This window comes from Planctomicrobium stercoris (assembly GCF_051465655.1).
Taxonomy (GTDB): domain Bacteria; phylum Planctomycetota; class Planctomycetia; order Planctomycetales; family Planctomycetaceae; genus Planctomicrobium.
In genome coordinates this window covers 423,192-443,878 of the sequence record NZ_CP195791.1, presented here as the reverse complement: position 1 = coordinate 443,878, position 20,687 = coordinate 423,192, and the positions used below count along the sequence as shown (strand labels likewise).

The 20,687-nt window shown below is 57.4% G+C and carries 22 protein-coding genes; 10 read left to right on the top strand and 12 right to left on the bottom strand.

The features are described from left to right. Window positions 1-48: 48 nt before the first annotated feature. The 3 genes from SH661x_RS01800 to SH661x_RS01790 form a co-directional block, all read right to left on the bottom strand. On the bottom strand, window positions 49-1,263 hold the full coding sequence (locus SH661x_RS01800; RefSeq protein WP_437227459.1) for a phage major capsid protein: 1,215 nt from the start codon (window positions 1,261-1,263) through the stop codon (window positions 49-51). Window positions 1,264-1,489: 226 nt separating this feature from the next. Then, window positions 1,490-1,966, bottom strand: a complete 477-nt coding sequence (locus tag SH661x_RS01795; protein WP_437227457.1) for a hypothetical protein — start codon at window positions 1,964-1,966, stop codon at window positions 1,490-1,492. 375 nt (window positions 1,967-2,341) lie between these two features. Continuing rightward, window positions 2,342-3,181: a hypothetical protein gene (locus tag SH661x_RS01790; protein ID WP_437227455.1), complete on the bottom strand. Its 840-nt coding sequence runs from the start codon at window positions 3,179-3,181 to the stop codon at window positions 2,342-2,344. Window positions 3,182-3,525: 344 nt separating this feature from the next. Between SH661x_RS01790 and ftsH the strand changes: the two genes are divergently transcribed. Beyond that, on the top strand, window positions 3,526-5,541 hold the full coding sequence (ftsH, locus tag SH661x_RS01785) for an ATP-dependent zinc metalloprotease FtsH (protein ID WP_437227453.1): 2,016 nt from the start codon (window positions 3,526-3,528) through the stop codon (window positions 5,539-5,541). A gap of 49 nt (window positions 5,542-5,590) precedes the next feature. On the opposite strand, the gene SH661x_RS01780 is transcribed toward ftsH, so the two are convergent. Then, on the bottom strand, window positions 5,591-5,929 hold the full coding sequence (locus SH661x_RS01780) for a phage holin family protein (RefSeq protein ID WP_437227451.1): 339 nt from the start codon (window positions 5,927-5,929) through the stop codon (window positions 5,591-5,593). A gap of 277 nt (window positions 5,930-6,206) precedes the next feature. Between SH661x_RS01780 and SH661x_RS01775 the strand changes: the two genes are divergently transcribed. From SH661x_RS01775 to SH661x_RS01735, 9 genes are all read left to right on the top strand, one after another. After that, on the top strand, window positions 6,207-6,416 hold the full coding sequence (locus SH661x_RS01775; RefSeq protein ID WP_437227449.1) for a hypothetical protein: 210 nt from the start codon (window positions 6,207-6,209) through the stop codon (window positions 6,414-6,416). Window positions 6,417-6,547: 131 nt separating this feature from the next. Then, the gene (locus tag SH661x_RS01770; protein WP_437227447.1) at window positions 6,548-7,228 is read left to right on the top strand and encodes an HAD-IA family hydrolase; all 681 of its coding nucleotides are present in this window, start codon (window positions 6,548-6,550) and stop codon (window positions 7,226-7,228) included. Window positions 7,229-7,355: 127 nt separating this feature from the next. Next, complete coding sequence (locus SH661x_RS01765) at window positions 7,356-8,123, top strand: C39 family peptidase (RefSeq protein WP_437227445.1); 768 nt, start codon at window positions 7,356-7,358, stop codon at window positions 8,121-8,123. Beyond that, window positions 8,098-9,561, top strand: a complete 1,464-nt coding sequence (locus SH661x_RS01760; RefSeq protein WP_437227443.1) for a RimK family protein — start codon at window positions 8,098-8,100, stop codon at window positions 9,559-9,561. Before SH661x_RS01765 ends, SH661x_RS01760 begins: the two co-directional genes overlap by 26 nt. 66 nt (window positions 9,562-9,627) lie before the next feature. After that, on the top strand, window positions 9,628-9,864 hold the full coding sequence (locus SH661x_RS01755; RefSeq protein ID WP_437227441.1) for a hypothetical protein: 237 nt from the start codon (window positions 9,628-9,630) through the stop codon (window positions 9,862-9,864). Further along, complete coding sequence (locus tag SH661x_RS01750; RefSeq protein ID WP_437227439.1) at window positions 9,851-10,429, top strand: hypothetical protein; 579 nt, start codon at window positions 9,851-9,853, stop codon at window positions 10,427-10,429. The genes SH661x_RS01755 and SH661x_RS01750 overlap by 14 nt, the downstream gene beginning before the upstream one ends. A gap of 98 nt (window positions 10,430-10,527) precedes the next feature. Continuing rightward, complete coding sequence (locus SH661x_RS01745; RefSeq protein ID WP_437227437.1) at window positions 10,528-11,757, top strand: glutamate-cysteine ligase family protein; 1,230 nt, start codon at window positions 10,528-10,530, stop codon at window positions 11,755-11,757. Further along, window positions 11,750-12,457, top strand: coding sequence for an N-formylglutamate amidohydrolase (locus SH661x_RS01740; protein WP_437227435.1), 708 nt, complete (start codon window positions 11,750-11,752; stop codon window positions 12,455-12,457). The genes SH661x_RS01745 and SH661x_RS01740 overlap by 8 nt, the downstream gene beginning before the upstream one ends. A 7-nt stretch (window positions 12,458-12,464) precedes the next feature. Continuing rightward, window positions 12,465-13,172 (top strand): hypothetical protein, encoded by a 708-nt coding sequence (locus SH661x_RS01735; RefSeq protein WP_437227433.1) that lies wholly within the window; start codon window positions 12,465-12,467, stop codon window positions 13,170-13,172. Window positions 13,173-13,307: 135 nt separating this feature from the next. On the opposite strand, the gene SH661x_RS01730 is transcribed toward SH661x_RS01735, so the two are convergent. The 8 genes from SH661x_RS01730 to SH661x_RS01695 form a co-directional block, all read right to left on the bottom strand. Further along, entirely contained in the window at window positions 13,308-14,528 is a 1,221-nt protein-coding gene (locus SH661x_RS01730) for a hypothetical protein (protein ID WP_437227431.1), read from the bottom strand. Window positions 14,529-14,728: 200 nt separating this feature from the next. Then, window positions 14,729-15,418 (bottom strand): MOSC domain-containing protein, encoded by a 690-nt coding sequence (locus SH661x_RS01725; protein ID WP_437227429.1) that lies wholly within the window; start codon window positions 15,416-15,418, stop codon window positions 14,729-14,731. A 24-nt stretch (window positions 15,419-15,442) separates the two neighbouring features. Continuing rightward, window positions 15,443-16,093 carry a phosphoribosylglycinamide formyltransferase gene (purN, locus tag SH661x_RS01720; protein ID WP_437227427.1) on the bottom strand — a complete coding sequence of 217 codons (651 nt, stop codon included), beginning with the start codon at window positions 16,091-16,093 and terminating at the stop codon, window positions 15,443-15,445. A 348-nt stretch (window positions 16,094-16,441) separates the two neighbouring features. Beyond that, window positions 16,442-17,020 (bottom strand): hypothetical protein, encoded by a 579-nt coding sequence (locus SH661x_RS01715; RefSeq protein ID WP_437227425.1) that lies wholly within the window; start codon window positions 17,018-17,020, stop codon window positions 16,442-16,444. Window positions 17,021-17,081: 61 nt separating this feature from the next. Then, window positions 17,082-17,291 (bottom strand): hypothetical protein, encoded by a 210-nt coding sequence (locus SH661x_RS01710; RefSeq protein ID WP_437227423.1) that lies wholly within the window; start codon window positions 17,289-17,291, stop codon window positions 17,082-17,084. A 218-nt stretch (window positions 17,292-17,509) separates the two neighbouring features. Next, entirely contained in the window at window positions 17,510-19,087 is a 1,578-nt protein-coding gene (locus tag SH661x_RS01705) for a hypothetical protein (protein WP_437227421.1), read from the bottom strand. Between the two features lie 14 nt (window positions 19,088-19,101). After that, complete coding sequence (locus SH661x_RS01700) at window positions 19,102-20,049, bottom strand: DNA-methyltransferase (protein WP_437227419.1); 948 nt, start codon at window positions 20,047-20,049, stop codon at window positions 19,102-19,104. 224 nt (window positions 20,050-20,273) lie between these two features. Next, window positions 20,274-20,546 (bottom strand): hypothetical protein, encoded by a 273-nt coding sequence (locus tag SH661x_RS01695; protein WP_437227417.1) that lies wholly within the window; start codon window positions 20,544-20,546, stop codon window positions 20,274-20,276. Window positions 20,547-20,687 lie beyond the last annotated feature (141 nt).

The following is a 20,687-nucleotide window of genomic DNA, read 5'->3' as shown; positions in this document are numbered from 1 at the left end:
AAGTCGAAGGGTTTTCACAACCCGGAAAGCGGATGCTTCGGCTCCGAACTATGCGCCTGCAACCCGTGTCACAAACGCCGTATCCACCGCACTCACCCCACCGAAGTAACGAGCCTTCACTCGCAGCACCACGTCGCGATCAAAAGCCGAAGACCCTTCCGATCGCTGCAGGAACGTCTGGACCGGCCAGATCTCAGTCCAGAGGAACTGACGACGGAAGTCACCCAGATACCAGGTGGTGACTGCCGATCCCCCCTGCTCGTCGATGAAGGGAGAGCTGAGGACTTCCAGCAGATTGTGAACGGGATTGGCGACCCGTGCGTCACCGGCATCCGAGGAAAGTTGAATCTCCGTCGACTGCACGATGCTGCGTGCGGTTCCCCGCAGCTTTTCTGAAACCAGAATCTGCCGGGCCGGAGCGACAATCGGCCGCTGCTGGCCGTCGATCCGGTCGTCCCGCACCTCGGTCGCCCGATAGTGAAGGACCTGTTCGATATCCGTCCAGTCGACCAGTGCAATCGCGGCATTGAACGACGTGGACGTCGTGTTACCGCTTCCCACATAGTTTCGATTGGAACCGTTCGAGGCATACAGCGCCTGGCCCGTGCCGGAGGGGCGATACACGTACTTTCCGCTACTGGCGTCCGCGTCGGTCACAGCACGAACAATCGTGCGTTCCCGTTCCTGCCGCAGGTAATAACCCAGCGCCATCGCCCGACGGTGAATCTCCCCGGTCTGGTCGAACGCGATCAGTTCTTCGTTGATGCTGAGGATTCGGCCCTGTTTGGATTCCTGAGAAGTGACAAACTTCTCCTCGAAGGTCGATTCCTCGTACGAGTGGCCTTCCGCAACTTCCGTCGGCCCCGCCAGTGCGCGGAAGCCGGCAATCTTCGTGTTGCGGAAACGGCTCGGAATCACGGTCACCAGGCGGTCACCAATGAAACCCGCATCGTCTTCGTAACCTTCGATCACCTTCCGGCCAATCAGTTCTCCGGTGACGACCTGAAACAGGTGAGTGCCGACCCCCGGATTCGATTCCTGCAACAGGTGAGACATCGCATCGGGTGTGCTCAGCGGGCGGTCGAACACAGACGACTGCTGCAGCGTGCGGAGACGGGGAAGCACACCACAAGCATCCGCCAGTTCATAATACGAGAAGTCATCCGGGGTCAATTTCTTTTCGTTGAGCAACTCAACGACCTGATGATAAAAGCCGGCCGGACCATGTGATTCGATCAGCGTTTTCAGTGAAGTTCCGTGCATAGAGAAAGCCTTAATGTGAGGGATGTTTGAGATGAAGAGGACTGCGCACAGTCGGTGGCTCAGCAGTTGCCGAGCCGGGATTGAGATACCCGCCGTCGCTGTGGCTAACAGCCTGTTGAAAAATGGGCGATATCAGCCAGACAGAAATGTCTGGCCCACTTTTCTCAATGAATCAGCAGTATCTGGTGGCACAGACATTTCTGTCTGTGCTTTTTTCAACAGGCTGCTAGCCGATCGATGCGTTGGCGTTCGCACTGGCGGTGTGAAACGCCGATGCGAATGTCACTCGCAGCGTGCTGCTGGACGAGGTCGTGAACTCGCTGGCCCGGGCGATTGCAGACGTCGCGATACACGTTTCCAGCTGCTTGTTCTGCAGCGAGCTGCTCCCCTCATCAGGCCCCAGCGGAGTCCCCAGTTCATAGGTCGCCGAAGCAACGTCGAACTCGTAGACGCTGTCCGGACTGACGTCGACGGAGATCGCCGCGGTCTCGCCAGCTGCGCTCGGCTGATGGGCAACGCCCAGGAACTTGGCTGCAAAGTTGCCCTGCGTGGTTGCCAGATTGGTGGTCCAGGTGAATGAGGAAGCAGGCTTGGCGTCATCAGTGTCGAGCCAGACGAGATCGCCCGCCTCAATGACGGTCTCCGAGTCCACACGAACTTTGCGGAGGTGAACCTGGCCGGAACGGAAGCGAAGTTTGTTCATCAGAGACCTTTCAAAAGGGGGTGAAAACAGAGAAAGAGCAGGGGACTGGCACGCGACCAAAGCAAATTCATTCCGCACAGTCTTCTTGCGGTCGGGACCGACTTGAAAACTCACCACAGAGAGGCACGGAGACACAGAGGATCTCAAAACCGCGAATCATGCGAATTCCTTTCAGTGTCCCTCCCGTGAAAGCCAGACAGGATCTTGAACACAGAAAAGCAGAAGAGTCGGGACGGGATGCTCGGGTTATGGCCGCGAACACATTCGCACAATTCTCTGCACACGCGGTTCCCTTCCTTCTCAGTGTCTCCGTGCCTCCGTGGTGAATTGCATTTCAATTGTCTCTGGACGATGTCGGGCGTTTGTGAGACGTCTTCATCGCCGCTTGAGCACACGGACGAATTCATCTTCACGGGTGTTGCGGGACGAGACTGGAGCCCGTTCCTGACTGGCCACCCGGAGCGGGTCGCGACGTCCAGCCGCGAGTAACGTTGCCCGGTCCTGCAGAAGCTGCTGACGAAGAGCTGGAGTGCCGGCATTCATCAGCTGTCGATGAAAGCATTCGCTGACCGCCTCCTGAGGCAGGCCGGAACTCGCAATCAGCTGCCGGACAGCATCCCGGTCAGCCCAGTCCGCAAGTCGCTGACGCAACTGACGGACTTCAGCCTGCAGGTTTTCATATTCCAGACGCAGGCGTTCGTGCTCCTCGGCTGCGTCGAGTGCGTAGCTGGAGGAATTCGATTCCGAGAACGTGCTGGTCGTCGCAGGATTCACGACCACGTCGACTGACAGCACCTCGGCGATCCGCAGAACGGTCTTGCCATCGGGTGTCCGCTCCGCCACAACAACGTGCGACATCCCGACACCGGGGGTCTTCGACTCCACCAGCTTCAGGAATGTCTGGCCCGATTCAGTCTCCAGCACCCGGATGTCTCCCCGGATGCGACCAGCGACAAACCGGGGGTTGGTGATTGACCCGACAAGGTCACGCGTGCTCCGTTCCTGCGGCCGCTGCCGACAGGGAGCATGGTCCAGAAAGACCGGTTTCCCTTCGTACAGACCCGCCGCCGCGAGCAGGGCTTCATCGGTATACCGGTAACCGTTGCGGGAGGACTGTCCAGCGAGTGCGACGTTCAGGACCAGTCGATTTTCCACATCAATCGAAAGGTCCTCATTCCAGTTGTCGAATCGTTCATTCAGCGTCTGCTGCAGCATCTGTTGATCCTCGGAGCGTGAGACGAAAGCGTTTCAATTCAAGAGGATGCGGTTGCGCATCGTGTCCGGAATCAACGGTGTTTCCCGCTCCGGCAGCACGTCCGGAATTGCCGATCAAGCCCTTTCTGCCTCCGGGAATCGAAGTAACTTTTCCGGGTGGAGAATTGCCAGAAGTGATGGCGTCGTGTAGGGTTCCTTCAATGATTTCTTCTTCCTGACAGGGAAAGAGTCAGTATTCATTCGACTCTCCGTGAGGCAGTTTGAGACGGCCGGGGAGATCGCAATCACGCGGCCCGGGAACGTCTCATTCCTGACTGCGGCTGAAACACTCAACGAGCAAGTGCATGGCGGAAGTCCAGAAGCCAAAGAAGACTCAGTCTGACGATGACGGGTCAGACAAAACCGGTGCCAAGGCCGGATTCCCCTACTTCATCACGCTGATGTTCGTAGGCATCTTCGCGATCATCGTTCTGCAATGGCTCTTCGCAGCCAATCGCACAGCGGTGGATTACGCGTTCTTCCTCGAGCAGGTGCAGGCAAAGAACGTCAAATCCGCCAGCCTGTATACGCTTTCGATCCGCGGAAAGTGGGTTGACGTCAAACGTGCCCAGGAGGACTGGCAGAAATACCTCGACGAAAAACGGGTCGAACTCCCCGGGAACCCGGAACCCGGCGAAACAAAACCTCTGGCTGAACCCAAACCGGCCCGATTCTCCGATCAATTCGAAACCGAAATCCCTGTTCAGGAAGATGGCTATCTGACCCGCCTCCTGCAGGAAAACGGAGTCAAATTCACTGCGGTCCATGACGACATCGGCATGCTGTTGATGCAGTCGATGATCTACCTGCTCCCGTTGGTGCTGCTCACGCTGTTCCTGCTCTTCGCCATGCGGCGATCTTCTGACCCGATGAATTCGGGAATGTTCGGGAACTTTGTCCGCAGCCAGGCCAAACGCTTCCGCCCCAGCGATCAGTCCACCACGTTCAAAGACGTGGCCGGGATGGAAAACGCCAAGCGTGAACTCGAAGAAGTGGTCGAGTTCCTGAAGGAGCCCGCCAAGTTCCAGCGATTGGGAGCGGAGATCCCCAAGGGAGTCCTGCTGTCCGGACCGCCGGGAACAGGAAAAACCCTTCTCTCCCGAGCCGTTGCCGGTGAGGCACAGGTTCCGTTTTATTCGATCAACGGGTCCGAGTTCATTCAGATGTTTGTGGGAGTGGGGGCCAGCCGTGTGCGCGACATGTTCCGTACCGCCAAGGAGAACTCTCCCTGCATTCTGTTCATCGACGAAATCGATGCTGTCGGCCGGATCCGGGGTGCGGGAGTCGGCGGCGGGCACGATGAACGCGAGCAGACGCTGAATCAGATCCTCAGCGAGATGGACGGCTTCCAGTCCAACGAAGCGGTCATCGTCATCGCTGCCACCAACCGACCGGACGTCCTCGACCCAGCATTGCTGCGACCCGGGCGATTTGACCGGCATGTCGCCATCGATCGGCCCAGCCGCGCCGGGCGACTCGGAATTCTCAAGGTCCACGTCCGTAAGGTCCCGCTGGGAGACGACGTCCGCCTGGAAGAAATCGCCAACAGCACGATTGGATTCTCCGGTGCAGACCTGAAAAATCTCGTCAACGAGGCAGCCCTGTCCGCGGCCCGTGAAGGAAAGAATCAGGTCAACCTGTCCGACTTCGAATCAGCCCGTGACAAGATCCTGATGGGGGTGCCTCGCGAAGAAGTGCTGACCCGCAAGGAACGCCGCATGACCGCCTACCACGAAGCGGGACATGCGCTTCTGGCCTGGCTGCTGCCTGAAGTGGATCCGGTGCACAAGGTGACCATCGTTCCGCGTGGCCGTGCTCTCGGTGTCACTCAGCTGCTGCCCGAAGAAGAACGCTTCCACATGGGAGAAAGCCGACTGCGATCCCAGCTGGCGATGATGCTGGGGGGACGCGCAGCTGAGAAGCTGGTCTTCGACGAGTTCTCCGCTGGGGCTGAAGACGATCTCAAACGGGCCTCTCAGATTGCCCGCCGGATGGTCAGCGCCTGGGGGATGAGCGAGAAGATCGGCCCGGTCGCCTTCCGCGATGGTGAAGAGCATCCGTTCCTTGGAAAAGAGATGCACGAAACCCGCAAGTACAGCGAGCAGACCGCCTTCATCATCGATGAAGAAATGCAGAAAATCCTGCTGGCCGCTCAGGCGCAAGCCACCAATGTCCTTGCAGAAAACCGCGAGATGCTGGATCGAATCACCGATGCCCTGCTCGAGAAAGAAATTGTCTCCAGAGAGGAACTCGTGGAACTGCTCGGCCCCAAACGGGTCGACCCGGACGACACGATCGTCGAAAAAGCGTCCTTGAACTGAACGTCACTCTCGAAGTCAGCCGCACCTGAAAATGTGCGGCTGACTTCTTTTAATCGATGATCATTTCGACAAGCAGGTTCAGTAGTGAAAGCAGAAGCGCGCCGAAGAACGCTGCGCTGAACTTTTGAATCTTCATGCCGGGGACCAGCGCGGACACCAGCCAGAGCATCAGCGCGTTCACCACCAGCAGGAACAGTCCCAGCGTCAGGATTGTGATGGGGAGCGTCAGGATCACCAACACCCACCGGACACTCGCATTCACCAGACCGAGCACCAGGGCGCCCAGGATCGCGGGCCCCCAGCCTCCGACCTGAACCCCCTTCACGAAGTGGGCCACAATCAGCAGCAGGGCGGCGGTGATCACAAGGTGAGCCAGAAATTCCAACATGCGTCTCTCCATGAATTGATGACTGATTCATCGGCCGGCTTCGTCGAACGACGTCACCTCAACGGATCCTGATCAAGCGTAGCCGGCAATTCAAGCCCTGACTCAACGGATCAGCAGCACTTCGGTTGAATCCTGCTGTGTCAAAAAAACACTGCGTTTTCCCAGCTCCCTCGCGATTCCCAGTAGACGTCTGACTGTCCGCTGTGAAAATTTCAGCAAGGATCGCCGCCATCAGAGCGATCAAACTGAAACTTTGAGCACGCGAAAGGAAGACGGGATGGGACAGGGTTCGACCGGCAACATTATTGCCTCGATCGCCAGTTTCTTTCTGCCAGGGCTGGGGCAGCTGGCCCAGGGGCGGCCTATTACAGCACTCATTCACTTTGTTCTCACCGGCCTGCTCTGGCTGCTGTGGCTGGGATGGATTATCCACATCTGGTCGGCACTGGATGCTGCCTGGTATGTGCCGTGGCGATTGCGGGAATAATCGACACCGCTGTCGGTGACTCCGCCCGCTCTCGAGCCTTCCACGCTATCTTCCTGACGAACCAATCGTAGAATATTGTCACCTCCCGCCCCGCCGCACTGAAGATTCCCCACCCCCAGGAACCCTCCATTTTGAGCCCTCCACTCCTGTTTTCCGTCGACGCGTTGATCTTCGATCTGGATGGTGTCCTGGTGGATTCGAACCAGATCGCCGAGCGGCATTGGCAGCGCTGGGCCGAACGGCGGGGAGTCAGTTTTGACCTCATCGCCAGATCTCACCACGGCCGGCCCACCGTCCAGACCATGCGGGAAGTGGCCCCTCATCTGGACGCTGTCGCTGAAGCGGAGATGAAAGAAAGCGTCGAAGCAGACGACACGGTGGGTCTTGTCGCGTTTCCGGGTGCCCATCGGATTCTCGCGGTTTTGCCGTCCGATCGCTGGGCGATTGTCACCAGCGGGACGCGCCGCACCGCCACCACCAGACTGAATCACACCCTCTTGCCGATCCCCCAGCGATTCGTCACCGCGGACGACGTTCAAAACGGCAAGCCCGACCCGGAACCTTATCGCAAGGCGATTGAGCAGTTGGGATTTCGCCCGGACCGCTGCCTCGTCCTCGAAGATGCGCCCGCTGGGATCCAGTCCGCCCGGGCAGCCGGAGCTCAGGTCGTTGCCATTTCCTCAACAAATTCGCCGGATGCGCTGACCCACGCGAACGTCATCGTCGATTGCCTGGACCTCATTGAGGTGAAACCGGGCGCCGGTGAAATCCAGATCCGTATCCGAAATTCGGTCGTCCCACAAATCAGATAACGACTTCCTGACAAACCCGCTGTAAAATTCGTAGGAGAAAATCTGCGGATTCACAGCGTGTGAGCGTTTGTCAGAAATCCCTGCGGGGAATAGAATCTGCGATTCGACTTCCGCACGGACGACCGGAATGAACCGCCTTCGGCTCGAGATGCTTCCTCAACCTAACGACTCCACTTGCGGGCCGACCTGCCTGCATGCGGTCTATCGTTATTATGGAGACGAAGCCGCTCTCGACAGCGTCGTGAACGAAGTGGGACAGCTGGAACAGGGAGGAACGCTGGCTGTGATTCTGGGGTGCCACGCACTCCGCCACGGCTACGACGTGAAACTCTATTCCTACGACCTGCAGGTCTTCGACCCCACCTGGTTCCGTGAAGATCGGGACGTCAATCTGGAAGAGAAGCTGCAGGCCCAGATGGAAGTGAAGCCTTCCCCGCGCCTGCACACCGCCACCATCGCCTATATCGAGTTTCTGCGACTGGGGGGCAAGCTGCGCATGGGAACGCTGACGATCGAACTGATCCGGCGTTATCTCAAACGGGGAATCCCCGTCCTGACCGGGCTCAGTTCGACATTCCTGTACGGGGAAATGCGGGAGTACTGTCCCGAAAATCCACCCCCCGGTCGGAGTGTGATTGCGGATGATGTCAGAGGGTTCCCCGCAGGGCACTTCGTCGTGCTGTGCGGCTACGACCCGGAACGGCGGACCGTGCTCATTGCCGATCCGCTGGAAGCAAATCCATTTGCCAAGGACCGGCTCTACGCTGTGGACATCGATCGCGTCTTTTCCGCGATTATGCTCGGCATCGTGACTTATGACGCGAACCTGCTGATCATTCGTCCTCGAAATCAAAAGGGAGTTGTGGGGCATGCCCGCACTGATAGTGACCGATAACGTCAATGATTGGCCCGAGGAGATCCCGAACGTCGAACTGGTGGATGCCTGGCGGTATCTGACGGATGATGAATTCGCGAGCCGAAGAAACGTCAAACTCTTCAACCTGTGCCGCTCTCTCAAATACCAGAGCACCGGTTACTACGTCTCCCTGCTCGCCGAAGCCCGCGGCCACAAACCCATGCCCGGCGTCATTGCTCTGCAGGATCTCAAAACCCCCAGCATGATCCGCTTCGTCGGTGATGAACTCGACGACCTGATCCAGAAATCGCTGGAGCCGCTGCAGTCCGAAGAATTTGAACTCAGCGTGTACTTCGGCCGCAACATGGCCAAACGCTATGAACGTCTGGGCCGGCAGCTGTTCAACATGTTTCAGATTCCGCTGCTGCGGTTCCGTTTCGTCCGCAATGGCACCTGGCAGATCCGCAGCGTCAAAGCTCTGGGAACGAACGAAGTTCCCGACATGCACCGCATGTTCATGATCGACGCTGCTGAGAAGCACTTCGCTGGGGCCACCAGCTCTCCTCCCAAGCCCAAGCGGATGCGTTTCGATCTTGCGATCCTTTACGATCCGGTGGAGACCGAAGCCAGCCCGTCCAACGAAGGGGCGCTGAAGAAGTTCATCAAAGCAGGCGAGCAGGTGGGCCTGGGGTGCGAACTGATCACCAAGGACGACTACGGCCGTCTGATGGAGTTCGATGCTCTCTTTATCCGCCAAACCACGGGCATTAATCACTACACGTACCGCTTCGCCCGCCGGGCCGCGAACGAAGGTCTCGTCGTGATCGACGATCCCGTCTCGATTGCCCGCTGCACCAACAAGGTCTATCTCGCCGAACTGCTGGAGCGGCATAAAATCCCGATGCCGGATGGACTCGTCGTTCATCGGGACAACGCCCATGAAATCGCCGAGAAGCTCGGCTTCCCGTGCGTCATTAAACTTCCCGACAGCTCCTTTTCTCAGGGAGTCGTGAAGGTCAAAAATGAAGAAGAGCTGCAGCTGCGGCTGAAGGAGTTCTTCGCCCAGTCCGAAATGCTCGTCGCCCAGAAGTTCCTGCCCACGACCTTCGACTGGCGCATTGGAATCCTCGACCAGCGGCCGTTGTTCGCCTGTCAGTACTTCATGGCCCCCAATCACTGGCAGATCATCCACTGGTCCAAACAGGGGGATGACCGCTACGGCAACTTCAAGACGCTGCCTGTCGAACTGGCTCCGCGAAAAGCCGTGCAGATGGCGCTCAAGGCAGCCAATCTCATCGGGGACGGCCTGTACGGAGTCGATGTGAAAGAATCCGACGGCAACTTCTACATCATCGAAGTGAACGACAATCCCAACATGGATACCGGCGTGGAGGATGAAGTGCTCCGCGACGACCTGTACCGCCGTGTCATGGAGTCATTCCTCAGACGGATCGAACAGGCGAAAGCCGGGAAATAAGCGGTCACGGTTTGACCCCGCCCACGGGCTTTGGGAAAGATCAAACAGCCGACGAGCGGATTCATCATGTCCCAAACCCCACGTATCGGAACTCTACATCCGTCTCGAGTCGAACTCTTACATCCCAGAGTTGTGGACGTCTTACGGCGTATGACTCCGCAGCAAAGAATTCAGGCAGCTTCGGACATGCATGAAAATGCGAGGACGATGGTCGTGTCTCACTTGCGCTCGCTGCACCCTGACTGGGATGAAGATCGAATTTCAGCCGAAGTTCGCAGGAGGTTGCTCGGTGAAGCAAATTGAAGTGCTGGCTTATGCGGTTGACGCGATGGATGAACTTGGAATTCGCTACGCCCTGGTGGGATCCTACGCCAGCATGGCATACGGCGAATTCCGGATGACAAACGACATCGACATCCTCGCTGAAATCGCCACTCACCAGATTGCTGACATTTGTGCTCGATTCCTCCCCCCCGACTGGTACGTAAGTGCGATGGCGGCAAACGAAGCTGTCACCAAACGCCGTCGGTTCAACGTCGTTCACCTGCCAACCGGAAACAAGATCGACTTTATCATCCCCAGGGACAACGATTGGAGTGAACAACAACTCGGTCGAAGACTTCCGATTGCGATTCTTCCTGCTCGGTCAGTTTTTGCAGCACATCCGGAAGACATCATTCTCGGGAAACTGTTGTATTACCGTGAAGGCGGTTCCGACAAACATCTCCGGGATATTGCCGGAATGTTAGACATCAGTGGGGACCAGATTGACCGGCAACAGGTCTCGGACTGGGCTGAGGAGCTCTCTGTGCGGGATATCTGGGAAGCGATCATATCCAGGGTTGATTCTGGGGAACGTGAGCAGTGAGAACTTCACAAATGTTTTAGCCTTCAATCCTCGAACGAGACCAACAACGGCATTCGGTAGTATTCCCTCAACACTAGACTCTCGACCCTCAACTCCCCATGCTCCACCTCTTCGAAGCGTTTGGCATCGAGCTTGAATACATGATCGTCGACGCGACGTCGCTGGATGTTCGTCCCATCTCCGATCATGTCCTGCGGGATGAGCAGGGACAGCCCGTCTCGGACGTCGACCACGGCGGCATCTCCTGGTCGAATGAGTTGACCTATCACGTCGTTGAGGTGAAGACCAACGGACCCGCCAGCGAGCTTGCTCCGCTCGCAGGTCTGTTCCAGCAGAATGTCGATCAGATCAACCGGCAGCTGGTATCGGCTCACGCCCGACTGCTCCCCACTGCCATGCACCCCTGGATGGACCCGGCGCGGGAGATGCAGCTCTGGCCGCATGAGTATCACACCGTCTACGAGACGTTCGACAAGATCTTCGATTGCCGAGGTCACGGCTGGGCCAACCTGCAGAGTATGCACATCAATCTCCCGTTCGCGAATGATGTGGAGTTTGGAAAGCTGCACGCAGCCATTCGTCTGATTCTGCCGCTGCTTCCTGCTCTGGCAGCCAGCTCCCCTTTCAAGGACGGTCTCCAGACCGGCCAGCTCGATTCCCGTCTCGACGTTTATCGAAAGAATTCCAAGGGAGTCGCCTCCATCGCTGGCCGGGTGATCCCCGAACAGGTCTTCGATCAGGCCACCTACGATCGCGAAATCTTTCAGCGGATTTTCCGGGACATCGCTCCGTATGATCCCGACGAAGTTCTGCGGGACGAATTCCTCAACGCCCGGGGTGCGATCGCCCGCTTCTCGCGAGGAGCCATTGAAATCCGTGTGATCGATCTGCAGGAATGCCCGCAAGCCGATCTCGCAATTGCAGCCCTCACCGTAGAAGTTCTGAAACTTCTCATCGCGGAAACCTGGACCCCCTCAGCCGAACAGCAGTCGCTGAGCATCGACGATCTCGAACCGACGTTCATTCGGGCGATCGACGATGCCGGGAATGGGGTCATCGCAAACCCGCTGTATCTGCGCCAGTTCGGAATCGACACCCCTTCGATCACCCTGAATCAACTGTGGAGAAAGCTTTACGAAACAGTCTGTTCCCAGCACGCCGGCTTCGCCCCCCAGTATGGCCCTGCCCTCGAGACGATTCTGAACGAAGGGTGCCTGGCTCAGCGAATTCTGAACGCACTCGCAACACAGACAGATCGCACATCGCTGCAGCGTGTTTATCGTCGACTTGCAGATTGCCTGGCACAGGGCGAACTGTTTCATGCGTGACCAACGGACTCAGTTGCTGGTCACCTGCGAACACGGGGGGAATCAGATTCCCCGCGAGTTCAAGTCTGTCTTTCGTGACGCCCGGGCAGCACTCAATTCTCATCGGGGACACGACCCGGGCTCGCTTCAACTGGCAAAGCGGATTGCCCGAAGACTCCATGCCCCCCTTGAATACGAAACGCGTTCGAGACTCTTAATCGAACTCAATCGCACGCTCGGACATCCTCGCATCTTCTCGGAATTCAGCCGTCAGCTGACACCGGACGTCCAACAGCAACTGATCGAAGAAATCTATCGACCGTATCGCGAACGGGTGATCACTCAACTGACACAGATGACGAAACAGGGCCCGACGCTGCACCTGTCGGTCCATTCGTTTACACCGGTCATGAATGAAAAGACCCGCCGCACAGACATCGGGCTGCTGTTTGATCCCTCACGGGAATTCGAATTACGACTCGCGACTTCGTGGAAAAAGCGTCTTAAACAGCTGCTTCCGCAGCAGGCAATTCACTTCAATCTGCCGTACCGCGGCACCTCCGACGGCTTTACCACCGCTCTGCGAAAAGAATTTCCGGACCGCACCTATGCGGGCATCGAGCTGGAGGTGAATCAGAAATTTGTTGCTGCCATCGGCGCACTCTGGGAGAATCTGCAGGGGCAGATTGTTGGATCGCTGACGGAACTAATTTCGGACTGAATTGATCATGAGACGATTCGTCGCGATGTGCCTATTGCTGTCTCCGTTCCATGCTGCATACTCCGCAGACCCCCAGGAATCTCCTCAGGCAACAGCATCGTCAGAGAACGGCAGAGAACCGGCGTATGTCAGTCGCACCTTCCAGGACATTCAGGATCGAGTGATCACCCGCGATCCAGAGACAAAGGCCATTCTGAGGGTGAGAACAGCTTTCGATGCACCTGCTGTCACAGAGCTCTCCTTCAAGATCATTCCGATCCCAGCTGATCATCTGGCAGTCTATCGGGGACTTCTTGGGGAAACGAAAGGGCTCATCGAGATTCCGCACGACGGTGAAGCCATCGTCACGCTGAGTCGGGAAGACTCCCCCGGCAAAGGAATCTACGAACAGTACCGCCTGCGCCTCGATGATGCTCTGCGGGAGGAACTCAAGAATCAGGAACGGTATCAACAGCTTCGACGCGAACGCCAGATCGAAGGATTGAAGAAGATAACGGAGGATATTGAACGACTTTCAGGCGGAAAGCTGCGATATGGAATGACGGTGGGAGAGGTCGAGGCAATCAAAGGCAAACCGCTCAAAGTGAACATCTGGATGCAAGCCGGAAGCTTCGATCTTATTTACCAGGACATTCAGCTGAACTTTCATATGAGTCGCCTCTCGCACATCCGTGCGGTCCCAGTGACACCCAAACCCACGGAAGAATTCCGATAACAATGCTGCCCTCATACCGGGAGTTGACCAGACATCCCCAATCTCATCAGCGCATGAAAAAGTCCGGCCCTGAACTGGTTCAGGACCGGACTTCCGTTTCTTCAAGACTCAACTTTCTGAATTGAATCAGAAAGTTCAGCTCTTCTTCCAGGCTCCGTTCTTGGGAGCGTTCGGCTGAGCATCCGGGCCGAAGTAACGCAGACCGACCAGCGGCTCGGTCCCGTTGTTTTCGTAAGTGACCCCTTCATTCGCCTTCTTGCAGGTGACGAACACTTCGTCTTCGGTGATCGCGCCGAAGCGGATCATCACCGGCGTCTGCAGGTCCACTTTCCCGATCTTGCCGCGGCCCTGAACCGTGATCCAGCTGAAGGCACCCGGATCCTTGATGGTGCACTTCGCACCCGGTTCGAGCGTCAGTTCCTTCGCGGTGAAGAGCTGCTTGCTGTCCACCTTGCCGTACACAATCCACTTGTCGACCCAGCCGGCTCCCTGCTCGGAGACGATCGGCTCAAGGTAGTTGGAATCGCGGAAGTTGGGGTCGACGTTCTTTTCCCAGTCGAGGGCGTTCACAATGTACTCGTTGTCATTATGGAACTCCTCAGGGAAGTCCTTGGTGAGCAGCGAACGCGGAACCATGCGGCCTTCCACCAGCGACTGATACATCCCGAACACGTCGCTGCCCCACTGCGGTTCATAGGTCAGCAGAGATCCCGGAGCGTGCAGCACGCACGGCGGAATCAGCCAGCCCGTTCCCGGCTTCAGGCGATACGCCTTGGAGATATCCAGAATCCCGTTGTCCCCTTCATTCCAGCGATCCAGACAGGCGATCACTTCTTCTTTCGTGGTCCCCGGCTCAAATCCCATGAACGTGTACGGGAAGTTATTCCCGATCGCGTTCAGCTGGGGCGGGAAGTAATACGATTCCGGCTTGCCCTGCTGTCCGACGAGAGCAGCCTGCTCATCGTTCTGGTGCATGTGATGAGGAATCGGACCCATGTTGTCGAAGAACTTGGAGTAGACGGGCCAGCGCTCGTACTTGTTCCACATCTCATCGCCGATGATTTCGCCTTTGAGCTCAGCAATGGCATCACGCAGCGTGCACTTCTCACCGTTGTGAATGATGTAAGACAGGCCCTCATCGTGAGCGGCGTTCTCATTCGCTGCGACGGTCGTTGAGCCGAACCATCGTTCATCGATCCCCCCTCGGTCCATCCCGAGTGCGTAGTAATCTGCCGGATGCAGCTTCAGGCGGCGTCCCGGCTGAAGGAAGGAACGCGGCACCCAGGTCGGGGTCAGACGCAGAATACCGTCATTGGCGGTGAGGGCTGCAGAGGCAAGAGATTTGGCGCTGGCCATGAAGAGAACCTTTGACTGACTTCAGTCTGCAAAAGCTGGAATACCGGGGAGACTTCCCTCCCGGCAGGTCCCGAATTGTGGCGGTTCTCTATCAGATTTTCAAATCGGGCCCGTTCGCTTTCTGACGTCGATTTTTCAGCGAAAGATGTCACCTTCCTATTACGGTCCGACCGGACGAATCACCACAGGCATGTGATAACTCAAGATATCCGGCTGCCAAGTCGACCCTGCAGGTCTTCCTGCCACGCTGCGGAAAGTTCCGGGAGTCGCGCCAGCTCTTCAGCCGCTGCCAGCGGGAAATTCCGGTCGTAGAGCGCCTGACTCGTCCGGGCGATGGACCATTCCCCATGCGGTCGATGCTCCAGGACGCACTTCTGGCCCGGCTCGATCTCTCCTGTCTGCAGGACCCGGAAGTACCAGCCGCTCCAGCCGGATCGAACCACGAGCTTGGGAAGTTCCGGCACACCCCAGCGACGGGCGAGTTTCCAGCACGGCTGCCGAGGCTGCGAAACCTGTAACCTGACCGAGCCAATCGCCCATTCGTCTCCAATGCAGACGCTTTCCTCAGTGAGCCCGGAAATCGTGAGATTCTCACCGAAGGCCCCCCCGGTCATGTCCGGGTGATCAATCGCCTTCCTCCACGCGGGGTAATGGTCAGCCGAGTAAGCGAGGATCGCCTTATCGGGACCTCCATGCACCCTCAGGTCGGCCTGTCCGTCACCGTCCAGACCAGTCAGCGTCACACGACACGGTCCAGAAATTGGCTTCTTGAAGAACCCGGTCCGCCATTGCTGCTCACGCGGATCTGTCGCGGACGCGTCCCCGTACGTTTGCGGCAGCCCCACCTGAATTGAGACCAGCAGCACGTCGGACGGGAGAGGAGCAGCCATCTCGGCCTCCTGGATGAGTTCGACTCAGGAATCAGAAATGAACACGCGGCGCTCAGCCACCTTCAGCCGCCCTGCTCCGAACAATGAAATTGCCTCTGGATACGCTTTGCACTCTTCTTCAAAAACCCGGGCGGCCAGAGCATCCGGGGTGTCGTCTTGAAGTACCGGCACCACCCGCTGGGAAATGATCGGTCCATGATCGTATTCGTTGTCGCAGAAATGCACGGTACATCCCGAGAATCTGCACCCCCGCGCAATCACCGCCTCGTGGACATGATGCCCGAACATCCCCTGTCCGCTGAATGCCGGAATCAGTGCCGGATGAATGTTCATGACCTTCAGCTGATAGTCCTCCGGGATGGAAATCCGTGTGAGAAAACCAGCGAGGACGACCAGATCGACCTGATGTTCGCGGCACAGGCGAAACAGCTCTTCGCTGTAGCTGCTGGTGTCTGGATATTGCTTGCGGGGAAGGACGATGACCTGCAGCCCCAGTGCCCGGCAGCGCTGAACCCCGGAACATTCCCGGCTGGCGACCACCAGTGGAACTTCAGCATTCAGTTCACCGGCCTGAATCTGCCGGTGCAGATTCACCAGCGTCGTTCCTCCGCCAGAAATCAGAACTCCCAGCCGCAACGGAGTGGAACGGGGAGAATATGTGGAGGTGGGTAACATTCAACAACTTACGACGGTTCGGACCTGCAACCCGGATTCGGTGACAATCAGAACAGTCTAACGGCTGGGGAGACCGCATCCAATCCGACCTGCCTCGAAGCCATCAGCGTGATGGAACTCGGATTTACCGCGGCGGCACGGAGCCACCGAGAATTTTAAACCGCGAATTATGCGAATGGAGCGAATAACACACCGAGATCATCAGTTCCGAATTGTCACTCGCATTTGAGGATTCCATTTTCGAGTGATTCCCCCGGGGTCTTATTCGCCGAGTTCGCGTGATTCGCGGTTTCAGAAGGATCCGTGCCTCCGTGTCTCCGTGGTGAATCTTGCAACACAGACCGGCAACTACGGCGATTGCGGGTACATGACGTTGAGAGCCCGGCGCCATTCGCTGGGAATCGGCTCGCGCTTCCCGGTCATGGCATCGCAGGGAATGATGTCGATCATCTTCCATTCGCCATTTTCAGGCTGCCAGCGGGCCTCCCACATTGTATTGAGGCGACTGGCCCCTCCTGATGCCTGGGCTGTGGAGTTCACACGAAAGACGGTGACCGCACGCTCGTTCCGCGGAAGCATCGTCACCTGGATATCGGTGACACGTGTATCGGGGCCGAGCTTGACCAGATTGTATGCCGAAGCTGCCAGCAGCTTCAGATCGCGGGCCGATTCGGAGATGTAAGACAAAGTCTGATCGAGATTCCGGCTCTGAAACGCGGCGACGATCCCCCGGACATCCTCCGTCACCTTCTCCCGCTCGGTGACCACCATCTGATCAAAAGTCCACGCCCCGGCAGCGACCAGAACGGGAACAATGACGAGCACCAGCAACCAACCGCTTTTTCGCTGCGACCAGACGATCAGCATCGCAATGGCAACGATTAGACAGGCGATGATCACCGGCCACGGATTTTCGCTGGGCCACATGGGAGCACTCCATGGAGGTTACTGCGTTGCCGCTGACGCAACTGCCGTCCAACGAACTTCGTTACTTAACGACCAGTTCCTTCACCAGGGCCCGGGACGCCTTGTAGGCATGACGAATCACGAAGACCCGGGTCTCAATCTGCTGTTCGGTGAAATACCGCCCGACTTCGCTGGGAGGGAGTCCAGCCAGTGATAACGTCAGTGGCAGCAGGTCCATAAATTCACGATATCGGCGTTGTTGATCGCTCGCTGCGGATGGGGCATCTGACACGAAATCGCTCCTCACCAGGGAGGGTAAGCCGGCATCGCGACTGCGGGCCGACACAACATAAACGGGAAAGGTCTCCAGACATCTTCAGCATAGGTACTTCAAATGGGAACATCCACCACACACCATCTCCACCACAGTGATCGTGCATCAAAACTGGGTGTCGTCGAGAGTTGAGAGACGGGAGTCTAGATCTGGAAATTTGAGAACGTCCGGGTCCATCAGGGAAGAAGTTCCGCAAAGTGGAAACCGTCGATCCGCATCACCGTTCCCAGGCAGACCACCATCTGCACCATCAGAAGGACCAGCAACGGACGCGACTGCCGATTCTCCTCTGCAAAACGATCAATCGAGATGGCTGCCGTCCAGACGGCATACGGCATCAGAAAGACCCACAACCGGGCGGCCTCCCCCATGTTTTTCCCGCTCAGCCACAATATCGCCCAGACGCCAACGGGTATCAGCACGTCCCATCGCAATGGACGCACATGCTTCAGCAGGATCCAGATACCCGCGCCACTGAGCACCGCTAGCGGCAGACCGAGTGCGATGCCGAGTTCCAAGGGATTCACCACCAGCCAGGGGAGGTAGCTCCGCGTCGCATGATCATAAAACGACGCATGATTCCTGAGATTCTGCATCCAGACCTGAAGCAGATTGATTCCCCCCAATAGCCGTGCAGCCAGAATCAGCAGGCCAAAGACCACTCCCGATCCCAGATACACATTCAGTCGTCCGAGGTCGAACTTCGGGGCCTGAGACTGCAACGACGTCGCCCGTTGATCTTTGGAAGGCACGACGAAAATCCCCTGCAGGACCAGCATCAATCCCAGCGGCGCAAAGGCAAGTGTCAGACAGACAGCGACAAAGATCGCCGCCCCTGCAGCTGCACCGACCCAGACACTCCTTCGATCAATCCCGATCAGCCACAGCCATTGAATCCACATCGCCAGGCAGGGAAAGAGCACATCGGATTTCGGAAAGAAGATGGCTGCGGCCGGAACAAGCAACCAGAACGCTGCTGCCCACCATGCTCCTTCAGGTGACACCGTTCGACGCGCCAGCAGATACAGGGGAATGCACGTGCCTGTCTCGAGCAGAATGACAATGAGGGTCGCCAGCCAGATCGCTGCCGAGTCTGATTCCCAGGTCGTCCGAGCCTCGGGCGACAGGTTTTGAGCAATGACCGCGAAGCTGTCGCGAATCGACCCCGGCTGTGTGGCCAGGACAGCCTGACGCAACGCAGGAAACTTCTCGCAGCCATTCAGGATCGCGACAAACGCTGTCGTCAACCCGGGTGGGTGCGTCCCCATGTGCAGATAGTTCTCTGCGAGACTGCTGTCCTGAATTCGCTCGTGATAGGTCGCGAGGAATTGCTTCAGATCCCGGGCATCCTCACGCGCTTGCGTGAAGTAGCCTGACGAGCGTGTGTAGTACAGCACGAAGGGAGCTCGGTTCAGCCCAGCGATTCCCGGAACAGCTGCCACCTCAGACAGCGTCCAGAACAGCCCCATTGCCCAGAGCAGCAAAAGAAACGCAGCTCGGCCTGCCTTGGATGACGTTCGAATCTTCGTCGATCCCCAGTGGACATAGCCGATCAGCATCAGTCCGGTGACCACAGCTGGCCAGAGATTGAACACGTCTCCGAACGAGAACTCGACCCGGGCCCAAGTCCATTCCTTAGGAACACCCAACGGCAATGACGTCCCCCACAGCAGTCCCAGTTGCACCAGTGCACCGACAGTCGCGCAGAGCAAAATCGTGCGAACAGACGGCCTGGCTGTGGAAGATTTCGACATGTGAACTCTGGACGTCATGACTCAGGGAAAAGTGCAGCGGGTGGCGATGCAGCTGCTGATTTCCTCTTCTTTCCCCGGGTCCCTTTCCCCTGGTCTCTGAGTTTCGCCTCTTCCGTGCTGAGGACACTCATGGTCGGTTCCGCAGCTCCGTTCAGAGCATCCCCCGGACTGATCCCATCCAGACGGGACTGGCCGGCCCGGATGTATTCTTCGGACAGATCGAACCCGATGAACTGCCGCCCGAGTTTCTTGGCGACAGCCAGCGTCGTCGCGCTGCCGGAAAAGGGATCGAGAACAATTTCGTCTTCGTGCGAACAGCAACGGATGATGCGGCCAAGCAACTGCTCGGGCATCTGGCAGCCATGAAAACCGGCCCGTTCTTTGAACGTCCCCGCGACGCGAGGAAAGTACCAGGTGTCCTCGGACGGAGTGAAATTCTGGGCGATATCCTGAGGCCGGAGGATCCAGGTGTCATCCGGCAGCCGTCCCGTTGGGTTCGCCCGCTTGTCGTTGTACACGAGCTGTCGGGCCGAGGGGATTCTGTTTTCCAGTGCGTCTCCCCGAAAGGTGAAGTTCTTCTGGTCTTTCACGAAGTAGAAGAGATGAGCATGCGAGCGGGTGAACTTGTTCTTGCAGTTCACTCCGAACGTGTAGTACCAGATCACCCAGCTGCGCGTGTGGAATCCAATCTTCTGGCTCATCACTTTGAGTTCAGCTGCGTACTCATCACCGATCGCAAGCCAGAAGGTCCCATCCGGTTTCAGAACCCGGTGGACCCCGCGAATCCATTCCTCGCACCACTCCTGGTAATGCTCGGACTCCTTCGTGTCGTCATAGACGTCGTACTCGTACCCGATATTGAAAGGGGGGTCAGCGAAAACGAGATCGACACTTTCCGCGTCCAGGGAGTTCATCCCCGCAACGCAGTCCATGTGATAAATCGAGTTCCAGGCAAGCGACACAGGCAGGCACTCCATGCAGTCAGACGGTCAGCTGAAATCATAGCGCCAGCACATCGATCGCGAAAGCGCCCAAGAGAATACGGCGCCGCCAAAAGGATCGGCCCGGAGAGCGCCCGCTAGGTATGCCGCACTCTCCGAGTGCGGCAACTTCGCCTCGATTCCTCGACAAACACACGTCAAACCGAGCAGGCTGGTCGGGAATGGTCCGCACAGCGGACCCTACATCAATTGCTTGGCTTTTTCTTGAACCCGGACAGATAGAGAAAAAGATCAAGCAGTCCGGTGTAGCGGAATCCAGGGTCTGCGTAGTGCTGCATCACATAGAAGCAGAAATAGTAGGCCCTGCAGAATGCCCAGATCGAGACAAGGTAGAACGCGAAGAACTGCCACGAAACACTGGCCCAGCACTGAAGAGTCAGCAAGCCTCCTGCGATCAAGGCGACCCCCAGAAACAGTGCCGCTTTCAGTTTCAACAAAGCGGGAGAGGTGATATCCATGACCCACCTGAACACAAGGTCGAAGAAAGTCTAGACCAGTTTTGGTCTATCATGTGCAGGCGATCCAGGATTTTCACCGCATGAAAGTCCATATTATCGCCTGCGGAACGGAATAGATTATTGGCAAAACCGCTCTGAAAA